Annotated in this window: 14 protein-coding genes; all 14 read left to right on the forward strand. The window is 59.6% G+C overall.

The genetic code is table 11. The annotated features are described in order from the left end of the window. Window positions 1-420: dihydrodipicolinate synthase family protein (locus BM194_RS09335; RefSeq protein WP_177223377.1), on the forward strand; the 420-nt coding region annotated here is incomplete at its 5' end. A 29-nt stretch (window positions 421-449) separates the two neighbouring features. Next, on the forward strand, window positions 450-1790 hold the full coding sequence (locus tag BM194_RS09340) for an enolase C-terminal domain-like protein (protein ID WP_092846040.1): 1341 nt from the start codon (window positions 450-452) through the stop codon (window positions 1788-1790). Between the two features lie 93 nt (window positions 1791-1883). Continuing rightward, window positions 1884-2963, forward strand: a complete 1080-nt coding sequence (locus tag BM194_RS09345; protein WP_092846042.1) for a TRAP transporter substrate-binding protein — start codon at window positions 1884-1886, stop codon at window positions 2961-2963. A 60-nt stretch (window positions 2964-3023) separates the two neighbouring features. Then, window positions 3024-3575, forward strand: a complete 552-nt coding sequence (locus tag BM194_RS09350; RefSeq protein ID WP_092846044.1) for a TRAP transporter small permease subunit — start codon at window positions 3024-3026, stop codon at window positions 3573-3575. Then, the gene (locus BM194_RS09355; protein WP_092846046.1) at window positions 3575-4891 is read left to right on the forward strand and encodes a TRAP transporter large permease; all 1317 of its coding nucleotides are present in this window, start codon (window positions 3575-3577) and stop codon (window positions 4889-4891) included. The genes BM194_RS09350 and BM194_RS09355 overlap by 1 nt, the downstream gene beginning before the upstream one ends. A gap of 19 nt (window positions 4892-4910) precedes the next feature. Further along, window positions 4911-5063 carry a hypothetical protein gene (locus tag BM194_RS20640; RefSeq protein WP_166671029.1) on the forward strand — a complete coding sequence of 51 codons (153 nt, stop codon included), beginning with the start codon at window positions 4911-4913 and terminating at the stop codon, window positions 5061-5063. A 457-nt stretch (window positions 5064-5520) separates the two neighbouring features. Next, window positions 5521-6438, forward strand: coding sequence for a 5-dehydro-4-deoxyglucarate dehydratase (gene kdgD, locus BM194_RS09360; protein ID WP_092846048.1), 918 nt, complete (start codon window positions 5521-5523; stop codon window positions 6436-6438). A gap of 32 nt (window positions 6439-6470) precedes the next feature. Continuing rightward, window positions 6471-7472 (forward strand): TRAP transporter substrate-binding protein, encoded by a 1002-nt coding sequence (locus BM194_RS09365; RefSeq protein WP_422730650.1) that lies wholly within the window; start codon window positions 6471-6473, stop codon window positions 7470-7472. 60 nt (window positions 7473-7532) lie between these two features. After that, window positions 7533-8075: a TRAP transporter small permease gene (locus BM194_RS09370; RefSeq protein ID WP_177223378.1), complete on the forward strand. Its 543-nt coding sequence runs from the start codon at window positions 7533-7535 to the stop codon at window positions 8073-8075. Between the two features lie 2 nt (window positions 8076-8077). Then, window positions 8078-9358: a TRAP transporter large permease gene (locus tag BM194_RS09375; protein ID WP_092846052.1), complete on the forward strand. Its 1281-nt coding sequence runs from the start codon at window positions 8078-8080 to the stop codon at window positions 9356-9358. A 6-nt stretch (window positions 9359-9364) separates the two neighbouring features. Continuing rightward, complete coding sequence (locus tag BM194_RS09380; protein ID WP_092846054.1) at window positions 9365-10501, forward strand: mandelate racemase/muconate lactonizing enzyme family protein; 1137 nt, start codon at window positions 9365-9367, stop codon at window positions 10499-10501. Continuing rightward, entirely contained in the window at window positions 10498-11367 is an 870-nt protein-coding gene (locus tag BM194_RS09385) for an amidohydrolase family protein (RefSeq protein ID WP_092846056.1), read from the forward strand. Before BM194_RS09380 ends, BM194_RS09385 begins: the two co-directional genes overlap by 4 nt. Window positions 11368-11422: 55 nt before the next feature. Beyond that, window positions 11423-12226, forward strand: a complete 804-nt coding sequence (locus BM194_RS09390; RefSeq protein ID WP_092846058.1) for an NAD-dependent epimerase/dehydratase family protein — start codon at window positions 11423-11425, stop codon at window positions 12224-12226. 101 nt (window positions 12227-12327) lie between these two features. Next, the gene (locus BM194_RS09395; protein WP_092846060.1) at window positions 12328-13083 is read left to right on the forward strand and encodes a FadR/GntR family transcriptional regulator; all 756 of its coding nucleotides are present in this window, start codon (window positions 12328-12330) and stop codon (window positions 13081-13083) included. Window positions 13084-13085 lie beyond the last annotated feature (2 nt).

The raw sequence follows: 13085 nt of genomic DNA on the forward strand, positions 1-13085 counted from the left end.
GGCCTGAAGGACGGCAAGGGCGACATCCAGGCACTCAACAAGATCGTCAAGACCGTCGGCGATCGCCTGGTCTACGTGGGTGGCGTACCCACCGCGGAAATCTTCGCCGAGGCGTACCTGTCCATCGGCGTGAACACCTACTCCTCGGCGGTGTTCAACTTCGTGCCGGACATGGCAGTCAAGTTCTACAAGGCGCTGCGCCAGGGCGACTCGGCGACCGTCAAGACGATCACCAACGAGTTCTTCATCCCCTTCGTCAATCTGCGTGACAACAAGAAGGGCTATGCGGTCAGCCTGATCAAGGCCGGCGCCGAGATCATCGGCAAGCCGGCGGGCAGTGTCCGTGCACCGCTGACCATGCCTAGCGAGCAGGAAATCGCCACGCTCAAGCGGCTAGTCGAGAAGGCTGAAACGCTATAACCCCCAGGATTTGCTGACGGAGACTTTCAATGTCCAGCCATGGCACCCCCACCATCACCGATATGCAAGTCATCCCGGTTGCGGGTCGCGACAGTATGCTGCTCAACATCGGCGGGGCGCACTCGCCCTATTTTACCCGCAATCTGGTCCTGCTGACGGACAGCGCAGGCAATACGGGTGTGGGTGAAGCTCCCGGTGGCGAGACGATACAGAAGTCTCTTGAGCAGGCCCGTCAGTTTGTCGTCGGTCAGCCCATCGGCAAGTTGCGTTCGATGGTGGCCTCGCTGCATACCGCCGGCCGTGGAGCCGACTTCGAAGATTTCGGCAAAGGCTCCTGGACCTTTGAGTTGCGAGTCAACGCGGTAGCGGCGCTGGAAGCGGCGCTGCTCGACCTGCTTGGCAAGTTTTTGGATGTACCGGTAGCCGAGTTGCTGGGGGACGGCAAGCAGCGCGATAGCGTCGAGGTGCTGGGCTACCTGTTCTTTATCGGTGATGGCCATGCCACGCCGCTGGATTATCGCCGCGGTACTACCGGTTTCAGCCATGACTGGTATCGCTTGCGTGACGAGGTGGCGATGAACCCTCAGCGCATCGTTGAACTGGCCGAGGCGGCTCAAGATCGCTACGGCTTCAAGGACTTCAAGCTCAAGGGCGGTGCGCTGCCAGGCGAGCAGGAAATCGAAGCCGTCACGGCATTGCACAAAGCCTTCCCCGAGGCCCGCACCACCATCGATCCCAACGGGGCCTGGTCACTCAATGAAGCGATCCGGCTATGCAAGGATCTGCATGGCGTTATTGCTTATGCCGAGGACCCGTGCGGTGCGGAGCAGGGATTCTCCGGTCGAGAGATCCTGGCTGAGTTTCGCCATGCTACCGGTTTGCCTGTTGCTACCAACATGGTCGCAACCAACTGGCGCGAAATGGCTCACGCGCTAATGCTGCGCTCAGTCGACATCCCGCTTGCCGATCCTCACTTCTGGACACTCTCGGGAGCGGTACGGGTATCCCAGCTGTGCCAGGACCACGGCATGACTTGGGGCTCGCACTCCAATAATCACTTCGATATTTCTCTGGCAATGTTTGCCCAGGTCGGGGCGGCGGCAGTTGGTCGTATCACCGCACTGGACACGCATTGGATCTGGCAGGAGGGCGATGCCCGCCTGACCCACAACCCACCGCAGATTATCGATGGCAAGGTTGCTGTTACCGATGCTCCGGGACTGGGTGTCGAGATTGACATGGCGGAGGTCGAAAAAGCCAATGCGCTATACCGCAGCCTGCCCGCCGGTGGGCGCAACGATGCGATGGCAATGCAGCATCTGATCGATGGCTGGACCTTCGATCCGAAGCGCCCGGCACTGGTGCGCTGAACATGCCACGTTTTGGTGGCTGTCTCACTTAAAACGCCTCGCTACGAGGCCTCATTCACTGTTGAAACCACAATAGCGACAAAGGAAACCAACATGAAGATTCGCACGCTGACTCATTCCATTGCACTGGCCTCGACTGCCTTGGTCATGGCCGGTACCGCGCAGGCCCAGGAAGAACTGCGCGTACAGACGTCGTTCAACTCTGGCGATTATGCCTACCAGTACCTGCAGGAAAACTGGGTGCCCAAGGTCGAGGAAATGACGGGGGGAGACGTGACTCTCAACCTGATGCCGATCGGCAGCGTGGTGCCCTACAAGGAAACGATCGAGGCAGTGAGCATGGGCCTTCTGGATGGTGACCTGACGGCACCGGCTTATTTCGCCGGTCGTGATCCTGCCTTTGCATTGATGGGCGACCTGATCGCCGGTTACGACAAGCCTTCTCAGTTCCTCGACTTCTGTCAGAACGGTGGCGGCGAGGAAGTGCTGCAGAAGGCTATCGACAAAGTGGCGCCCAATAAGGTGCATGTCGTCGGTTGTGGTCCGTACAAGCGCGAGGCGCTGGTAGCTGCCGTGCCGATCCGCAGTGTCGAGGACCTGAAAGGGCTCAAGTTCCGTTCGCCGGAAGGCCTGGCTGCCGCAGTTTTCGAACGCGCAGGGGCGACACCGGTCAATATTCCGTTCTCGGAAGTCTACACCTCGCTGCAGCAGGGCGTGGTAGACGCCGCTGATGCTTCAGCCTACGTCAACAACGATGCCTCGGGTCTGCATGACATCGCCAAGTACCCGATCTATCCAGGCATCCATTCCATGTCATCGCAGCAGTTCACGCTCAACCAGAATACCTGGGAGTCGCTGAGCGAAGAGGATCAGAAGGCGCTGAACCAGTGGTTCTATGATGCCTTCAACGATCTGGCGGATGCAGTGCATCAGCAGGATGAGAAGCTGGTAGCGCGTGACAAGGCCAAGGGTGACATCACCGTGATCGATTGGCCCCAGGAGGAGCGCGATCAGTTCCGCGAGATTGCCCGTGGTGCCTGGGAGGATTTTGCCCAGAAAAGCCCCATCGCTCAGGAAGCGCTCAATGCACATCTCGAGTATATGAAGGCACATGGCTTGCTCAAGGGTGATGGTGCCCAATCTCAGGGCGAGGCTTCATCCACACAGGGTTAATCCCCTTCGTGGGCCGCGGCAGTCGGCTGTCGCGGCCTTTTTTTATCCGGAGAGTTACCTATGTCATTCCTCAGCCGTCTTGCGGCCGGCATGGACCGGATCAGTGCTTTCATCGGCTATGCCTGTGCCGTGCTGTTCTTCGCCTGCATCGTGCTGTCCGCCTTCGAGGTGGTCATGCGCTACGTATTCAATGCGCCCACCCAATGGACTTTCGAAACCGTAATGGCCATCTGCGCGACCGGCTGGGTACTGACCAGTGGTTACGTCACCCAGCGCAAGCGTCACATTGCCATCACCATGGTGGAGCTGCTGGTGCCAGCCCATGTCTGGAAGAAGATGGAGCTGGTCTCGCTGTTTGTCGCCATCTTTGCCGTCGGGGCTCTGATCTGGGCCGCCTGGGAGCCGGCCATGATGGCTTTTCATAGCCTGGAACGCAGTGGCAGCTCGTTCAATCCGCCACTACCCGCTTATCTCAAGCCGATACTCGTCGTAGGCGCAGGACTCTACTTGCTGCAACTGCTCGCCAATGTCGTGCACTGGTTCGAAGACCGCGCTCGCGAGCGTGATAGCGGGGCCTCGTCTACCACTCCCGCCGAGAAGGATGCCGACTGATGGGTATCGAAGTCGTAACATTATTGATCGTTCTGGCGCTATTGGCGCTGATGGCGTTCGGCATCCCGCTCGGCGTCACCACGCTTGCCGTGTCGGTATGTACTGCGCTGATTTATTACGGCACCAATGGTCTGTTCCTGGTTGCCTCCAATGTCTATCACGTGCTCGAAAAATATGAGCTCGTCGCCGTTCCTTTCTTCGTGTTCATGGCCAACGTGCTCGAGCGCTCGGGAATCGCCCATGCACTATTCGACAGCATGTCGATCCTGGGTGGCCGGGCTCGCGGCTCGGTGGCCGTGCAAACCTGTGTGGTGGCCGTCATCTTGGCTGCCATGAGTGGCATCATGGGCGGTGAGATAGTCATGCTCGGCTTGATTGCCCTGCCGCAGATGTTGCGCCTGGGCTACGATCGCAATCTGTCGATCGGGATCATTTGTGCGGCAGGCGCCTTGGCCACGCTGATTCCACCGTCCGTGGTCATGATCGTCTATGGCCTGGCCGCCCAGGTATCGATCACTAAACTGTTTGCGGCTGGTGCCGTCCCTGGCATGGTCCTGGCACTCATCTACATCACCTATATCGTCATTCGCTGCAAGCTCAATCCGGCGCTGGCCCCCATCAACGATATTCCCGAGACGGCCTTGCCTTTCCACAAGCGTCTCAAATATCTCAAGGGTGCGATCTTGCCGTTCATTCTGATCGGCTGCGTATTGGGCGCTATCTACACGGGGATTACCACGGTCACCGAAGCTGCAGCGATGGGTGCCGTCGGCGCCATGATCATTGCCGTGATCCTCAAGCAGTTTTCCTATCGCATGATTCGCGATGCCATGCGCCAGACTGCACTGACCGTCGGCTCGATCATCTGGCTGGTGCTGGGGGCGGTGAGCCTGGTCGGTATCTATAACCTGATTGGTGGGGTCAGCTTCCTGACTGGCTTCCTGAAGGGACTCGACATGCACCCTCTGGCGGTCATCGCGGTCATGATGGCCATCGTCATGGTACTGGGGACGTTTCTGGAGTGGATTGCGATCATCTTCATTACCGTGCCGATCTTTGCGCCGGTCGTGGTGGGGCTGGGCTATGACCCGGTCTGGTTCGGGGTGCTGTTCGCCATGAACATTCAGATCTACTACCTGTCTCCGCCGTTCGGCCCGGCCTGCTTCTTCCTCAAGAGCGTTGCGCCCAAGGGCATCGAACTGCAGCACATTTTCAAGGCGGTGCTACCGTTCATCGGGCTACAGGTGATCGGCATGGTACTGGTGCTGTTTTTCCCGCAGCTGGCATTGTGGCTGCCTAACCTGATGTTCAACTAAGTGAGGCGAGGAGGGAAACATGCAACCCGATGACAACCACCTGACACGCCAGGATGACGAGTTGACAGTCAGCGACTCACCGGAAGAAGTCAACGAATTCAAGTTTGGCTATTGGCCGGAGATCGCTGGACTGGCAATGACACTTGCCATCATATGGGTGATTTTCCAGTAGCTCCATGGAGGCAGGAGGATCCGACGCGGGAGCTTCTCCGATAGAAAAATTGCACAAAGCCGTTAAAGGCGACCGAGCCGATATGGAATTTCCATATCGGCTTTTGTATACAGTTAATAAAGGGAAGTGGCTTTAATTAACGCGTTTTTATTTGATGATTACGCTAAAATAATGAATTCCCCTTTTAAAATAATTGGTTGGTTAGTCCTTGGTTGCCCAAGGTTTGTTTTTTGTTGTATTCAGGAAATTTTTTACCAATTCACTAAAAGTTATCCTTCGATATGGGTTCAGTTATTGGGCTTTAGTGTTATCCACCAATGTCGATGTTGTCCATGGAAGGAGTGGGGGCTAGTTTTTACGACATATGATGTATGACAAATTTTACCTTGCGTTTACGCTTCATGGCGGCGTCTGGAACAAGCGCATACTCATTTCGCTGAATAAAAAAGGATAAACAGTGACCTTCACGAGAGCAGATGTTACCCGCGCCATTGGGGATGGCCTGTTGTCATTTCCCATCACCGACTTCGATGCCAGCGGCAACTTCGATACCGACAGCTACCGCCAGCGTCTCGAGTGGTTCATCAGTCACGACATCTCGGCCGTGTTCGTGGCCGGCGGGACCGGTGAGTTCTTCAACCTGACCCTGGACGAGTATCACCAGATCGTTGCTGTGGCCGTCGAGACGGTGGGTGGCAAGCTACCGGTCATCGCCAGCGCCGGGTTGAGCGTGGGCAGCGGCAAGGCCTTTGCCCTGGCGGCCGAAGAGGCCGGCGCCGACGGCATCCTGCTGATGCCGCCATACCTGACCGAATGCCCGCAGGACGGCTTGGTGGACTACGCGCGCCAGATCTGCGATGCCACCAACCTCAACATCATCTACTACAACCGTGGCAACGGCGTGCTCGAGGCCGAGGCTGTGCAGCAGCTTGCCGACGCCTGCCCTAACCTGATCGGCCTGAAGGACGGCAAGGGCGACATCCAGGCGCTCAACAGGATCGTCAAGACCGTCGGTGATCGCCTGGTCTACGTGGGTGGCGTGCCGACCGCGGAAATCTTCGCCGAAGCATACCTGTCCATCGGCGTGAACACCTACTCCTCGGCGGTGTTCAACTTCGTGCCGGACATGGCGGTCACGTTCTACCGGGAACTTCGCAACGGGAATAAGGAGGTCGTCAGGAAAATCACTCAGGAGTTCTTCATTCCCTTCATCGATCTTCGCGACAACTGCAAAGGTTACGCCGTGAGTTTGATCAAGGAGGGCGCCGATATCATCGGTAAACCCGCAGGAAGTGTGCGCTCACCGTTGGTCATGCCAACGCCGGAAGAGCGTCGACAACTCGAGAAGCTCATCGCTATCGCTAACCAACTATAAGCCATACGCCGACTCGTTACTGGAGATACGTCATGAAAAAAACAATGCGCCAGAACCTGACCATCGGGATGAAACTAACCGCCATAGCCAGCGCGCTCACCGTCCTTTCGCTACCAGCTCACGCCGAGCAATGGCGAGGCTGGAACATTCACCCACCGGGATACCCGAATTCCATCGCCCTGGAGAGTTTCGCCGAGGCGGTGGCGGACAAGACGGAAGGGCGCATCGAACCCAAGGTCTACCACAACGCGGTACTCGGTGATCAGCCCGATGCCATCGAACAGACACGTAACGGGGCGCTGGACTTCGCCAACTTCAACATGGGACCGATGGGGCCGATCGTGCCGGCGACCAACGTGCTGTCGCTGCCGTTCATCTTCAAGAGTGTCGATGACATGCACCAGGTCATGGACGGCGAGATCGGGCAGCGTTTCGCCGATGCCTTGGCCGAGAAGAACCTGGTGGCACTGTCCTGGTTCGATTCGGGCGCACGCAGTCTTTACAACACACAGCGTCCCGTGGAAACGCCTGCTGACGTCGAGGGCCTGAAGGTACGGGTCATGAACAATGACCTGTACGTCGAGATGATCGATGCGCTGGGCGGCAATGCCACACCGATGTCCTATGGCGAGGTTTATCAGTCACTCAAGACGGGTGTCCTCGACGGGGCGGAAAATAACTATCCCTCCTATGAATCCAGTAATCACTTCGAGATTGCTCCCTACTACTCGCTGACCGAGCACCTCATTCTCCCCGAGTGCCTGTGTATCGCCAAGTCGAGCTGGGAATCGCTGTCCGAGGAAGATCAGCAGATCGTTAGCCAGGCAGCGGAGGCTGCAGCAGAGGAACAGCGCCAGCTGTGGGCCGAGCGTTCCCAGACCAGCCGCGAGAAGGTGCTTTCCGATGGCGTGAAGATCAACGAGGTCGCGGACAAGTCGGCGTTCCAGGAAAAGATGCAGCCCATCTATGCGGAGTTCATCAAACAGAATCCGCAGTTGGAATCCCTGGTCAACGACATCCAGGCTGCGCAATAACCGCTTGAGAGAAGGGGGCGTCCATCCCCAAGGGATGGACGCTTCGAAAAGGATGCTGCCGTGAGTTCCTATTCCGATCAATTGAGTGACCAGAGCGAAGCGAAGGGCCATGCGCGAACGAAGCTGGACAGCATACTGGATGGGCTGGCCCAGCTTTGTATCGTCGTGTCGGGCGTGTTGCTGGTGTTCTTGATCATTTCCTTCGGCTGGCTCGTCTTCGGGCGTTATGTCCTGAACGATACGCCGACCTGGGTCGAGCAGACATCGTTGGTCATCGTCGTCTATATCACCTGCCTTGGTGCCGCCGCCGGGGTGCGCAACAACAGCCACCTGAGCATCGATTTCGTGCGCGAGGGCTTGCCGGCTCTGCCGCGTGACATCATGCGCTACGTCGCAGACCTGTTCGTCATCGTCTTTGGCGGGTTCATGGCCTGGCAGGGCTGGATCATCATGCTGGACAACCTCGAGCGTCCCATTCCCATGATCGGGCTCTCCGAAAGCTGGCGTGCCGCGCCCTTGGTGGTGTGCGGTGTACTGATCATCCTGTTTTCCAGCGTCAACGTCATCGAACGTGCCCTGGGAACGTCTCGAGGGAGGCCATAACGATGGGTCTGACTATCCTCTTTGGCTTGTTCTTTCTGGGCCTCGTCGTCGGCGCGCCGGTAGCCTTTGCCGTCGGCCTGGCGGCCGTGGGGGCTTTTCTTTATGAAGGGCTGCCCCTGTTCGTCGCCTTTCAGCGCATCCTCTCGGGGATCTCGGTCTTCTCGCTGCTGGCGATTCCGTTCTTCATCTTTGCCGGCGAGCTGATGCTGCATGGCGGGATTTCCGATCGCCTGGTCAAGCTGGCCTCCGCAGCGGTAGGCAAGGTCCGGGGTGGCCTCGGCCTGGTCAATGTCAGTTCGTCAATGCTCTTCGGAGGAATTTCCGGCTCGGCGGTGGCCGATACGTCGGCGCTGGGCTCGATCCTGATTCCCGTGATGAAGGAGAAGGGCTACGACGCCGATTACTCGGTCAATGTGACCGTGACCTCATCCATCGCCGGTGTGGTCATCCCACCGAGCCACAACATGATCCTGTATGCCGTGGCGGCCGGTGGCGGCATCTCGGTGACCAAGTTGTTCATTGCCGGGGTCGTACCAGGCATCCTGATGTGCCTGGCGCTGGCCGTGGCGGCCTATCTGGTGGCGGTCAAGCGCGGTTACCAGGGGGAGTCGTTTCCCGGCTGGCACGCCTTGATCGTCAGCTTTGCGGCGGCGCTGCCAGGCCTGATGACGGCGGTCATCATTGTCGGTGGGGTGCTGTCGGGCATCCTGACCGTCACCGAGTCCGGCGCCTTCGGGGCCATCTATGCCATCGTGGTCACGGCGCTGGTCTATCGCCAACTGCGCTGGGAGCCCTTCAAAAAGGCAGTCTACCAGTCGGTGCGCACCACAGCGCTGGTGATGATCCTGGTGGGCTGCGCCTCGGCGTTTTCCTACCTGCTGGCGCTGTACAGCGTGCCGGAAATGCTGACCGACGCCTTGCTTCAGATCTCCGACAATCCGATTGTCATCCTGCTGCTGCTAAACCTGCTGTTGCTGGGGCTGGGCATGGTGATGGACATGGCGGCGCTGATCCTGATTTGTACGCCGATCTTCTTGCCCATTGCCACGCAGTTCGGCATGGACCCGATCCAGTTCGGCATCATCATGATGATGAACCTGGGGCTTGGCCTGTGCACGCCGCCGGTCGGTGCCTGCCTGTTCGTCGGCAGCGTGATCGGCAAGATCAAGATCGAGCAGGCGGTGCGTACCATCTGGCCGTTCTACCTGGCCCTGTTCGTGGCCTTGATGCTGGTGACGTACGTGCCGGCCATCTCGATGACGCTTCCCAACCTGATTGACTAGGTCGCCATGAAAATCGATACCATCAAGACCCATATCCTCGATCATGCCTTGGAGACCGCCTTCGAAAGCGCCTCGATGCGCTTCGAGCGCCGTCAGCACTGCCTGGTCGAGATCACCTGCGACGATGGCACGGTGGGCTGGGGCGAATGCCTGGGGCCGGCCAGGGCCAACGCCGCCGTCGTCGAGACCTACGCCGCCGGCCTGATTGGCCGCAACCCGCTGGAAACCGAGAAGCTGTGGCTGGAACTCTACAACCGGCTGCGCGACCAGGGGCAGCGGGGCCTGACGGTCACTGCACTGAGCGGCATCGACATTGCGCTGTGGGACATCAAGGGCAAGCACTACGGCGCCTCGGTGTCCGAACTGCTGGGTGGGCGCTTTCGCGACAGCGTGCGCGCCTATGCCACCGGTTCCTTCCGCCGCGAGGGTGTCGATCGTGTCCGGGACATCGCCGAGGAGGTCGCCGGCTATGCTCGCGAGGGCTTCCATGGCGTGAAGATCAAGATCGGTTTCGATGTCGAGGAAGACCTGCGGGTGATCGCTGCCGTACGCGAGGCGATCGGCCCCGAACGGCGCCTGATGATCGATGCCAACCACGGCTATGACCTGCTCGAGGCGCTCGAGGTCGGCAAGCGCGCCCAGGCCTACGGGGTTGACTGGTTCGAGGAGCCGGTCCTGCCCGAGCAGATCGGCACCTACCGCGCCGTGCGCGAGGGCCAGCCATTGCCGGTGGCCAGCGGCGAGAACTGGCATGGGCGCTATGCCATGCTCGAGCCGCTATCGACACGTGCCGTGGATATCGCCCAGCCCGACGTGTGCGGGGTCGGTGGGCTCACCGAGATGCGGCGTGTCGTCGACATGGCGGCGATGTTCGGTATTCGCCTGGTGCCGCACGTGTGGGGGACGGCGGTGTGCATCGCGGCCAGCCTGCAGGTCATGGCGGCGCTGCCGCCCAACCCGCCGCGGCGCGAGCCCATCGAGCCGATCCTGGAGTTCGACCGGACCCATAATCCCTTCCGCCAGGCTGTGGTCACCACACCGCTCGAGCATGCTCAGGGTGTCGTCACCATTCCCGACGGCCCGGGCCTGGGCATCGAGATCAATCGCGACGCGTTGCGTCAGTATGCACTGAAGGAGGCATGAAGGTGACTGAGATCCCCGCCAACACGCGCCCACTCGATGGACCGGCACCGGCATTGAAGACTCCCCCCGGCGCTACCGATTGCCATATCCATATCTACCTGCCGGGATTCGATGCCCAACCCGGCGGACCGGCGATACCCGAGTTGGCCACGGTGGAGGATTACCGCCAGGTCCAGCGGCGCCTGGGTCTTGAGCGGGTCGTCGTCACCCAGCCCAACGCCTACCAGCTCGATAACCGGGCCCTGCTGCAGGCGCTGGATACGTTCGGTACGCAGTCGGCACGCGGCATTGCCGCCGTCACCCCGGATACCTCGCCGCGCGAGCTCGAGGACTGGCATGCGCGGGGCGTGCGTGGGGCACGCATCATGCAACTGCCAGGCGGCGCCGTGAAGATCGATCGCATGCTCGAGGTCGAGCGGGTCATCCGCCCGCTGGGCTGGCACCTGATGGTCCAGTTCAACGGGCGTCACCTCGACGAGTACGTGGACGAGCTTCGCAAGATCGAAGGCGAGTACATCATCGATCACATCGGCAAGTTCATGGATCCGGTGCCGGCCGACGATGCCCGGGTCGACGAGATCCTGCGCCTGCTCGACAAGGGCAATGCCTGGTTCAAGATCTGCGCCGGCTACGAGGCCAGTGTCACGGGCGGACCGCGTTATGAGGACATCGGGGCGATTGCCCGGCGCGTCATTGCGCATGCCCCCGAGCGCATCCTATGGGGCAGCAACTGGCCGCATGTCGGTGTGCCTCGCTCACAATACCCGGACGATGCGGGACAGCTTGATGTGCTGTTGCACTGGGCGTCGCCCGAGGTGCACCAGAAGATTCTCGTCGATAACCCGGCGCGGCTGTATGGCTTCTGATGTTCAGGTCAGTCACGGCTATCCATAACGCTTAAAAAGACGCAAGGAGACAGTCATGTTGAACCGCTTGTTGGTCACCGGCGCAGCCGGTGGCGTCGGTCAGGCCATTCGCCCGCACCTGTCACGGCTGGCCAGGACCGTGCGCCTGTCGGATATCGCCGACCTGGGCGAGGCGGCTCCCCACGAAGAGCTAGTGACATGCGATCTAGCTGATGCCAAGGCCGTGAACGACCTGATCGCTGGCTGCGATGGCATCATTCACCTGGGGGGCGTTTCGGTCGAAAGGCCTTGGAACAGCATCCTGCAGGCCAATATCATCGGCACCTATAATCTATACGAGGCTGCACGCCATCTCGGCAAGCCGCGCATCGTCTTCGCCAGCTCGAACCATACTATTGGCTTCTATGAGCGCACCCAAAGACTCGATACGCTGGTGCCGCGCCGTCCGGACTCCCTGTATGGCGTCTCCAAGTGCTTCGGCGAGGATCTGGCCAGCCTGTATCACGACAAGTTCGGTATCGAGACCCTGAACGTGCGGATCGGCTCGTGCTTTCCCAAGCCCAAGGATCGGCGCATGATGGCAACCTGGCTCAGTGTGGAGGACTTCATGAGCCTGATGCAGCGCGCGTTCGCTGCGCCCAAGCTGGGCTGTACCGTGATCTACGGTGCCTCGGACAACACCGAGAAATGGTGGGACAATGGCGCTTCGTCATTTCTGGGCTGGACTCCCCGAGACAACTCGGAACCGTGGCGTGACGAGGTCGAGGCCGAAGATACCGGGCTGCATCCCGATGACCCGGCGGTCATCTATCAAGGTGGCAAGTTCGTCACGGTTGGTCATCCGGACGACGAGGCATAGAGGGAGTGGGTCATCTTGCAGATGGTCTGCGCTGATTTTGGCATGTGGTGGTAAGGCCACCACGTGCCAGTCGATGAATGTTCTGGGTAGTGGATACGGCTATGGCAGGTAAATCGGAAAGTCCGACAGCAGTGGCACATTTGAACGTACAGAAACTCTCACGGGAGGGAAGCCTGTCATTGCACGTGGCCGATCAACTGGAAACCCTGATCACCAGTGGCGGGATCACGGTCGGCCAGAAATTGCCCACCGAAAATGGACTTTGTGAATCGTTCGGCGTGAGTCGCACGGTCATTCGCGAGGCCATCACCCACCTCAAGTCGCTCGGGTTGGTGGAAACCCGGCGTGGCGTGGGAACGACGGTGATCCGTACTTCGGCGGTCGAAGCCATGCCGGCGGAGCGGATCAGCCCTACCACGGTCGAAGACATCCTTCACGTGCTCGAACTGCGCTTGAATCTCGAGCCTGCGGCGGCCGAGCTGGCGGCCCGCCGTCATGATGAGAACGACCGTCGCATTCTTCAGGAAAAACACGACGCTTTCATCCGGGCGCGCGCCGAGAAAACCCAGGCGCGCACGGAGGATTACGAGTTTCACTACGCCATAGCGGCAGCGACCAAGAACCCGTTCTTCAAGGCGTTCTACGAGCAGTTGAGCCAGAGCGTGATCCCGCGCGCCAAGCTGATGAGTGTCGAGATCAATACCGCCGCGACGGACAAGTACCTGGCTCGGGTCGAGGAAGAGCACACGTACATTCTCGAGGCGATTCTCGCTCGTGACCCGGAAACGGCTCGCGAAATGATGTATCAACACCTCAATCGTGCCCGCAACATGTACGCCAAGTTCCAGGAAGCGTGAAT

Origin of the sequence: Modicisalibacter xianhensis, from assembly GCF_900113605.1 — a bacterium.
Classification (GTDB): domain Bacteria; phylum Pseudomonadota; class Gammaproteobacteria; order Pseudomonadales; family Halomonadaceae; genus Modicisalibacter; species Modicisalibacter xianhensis.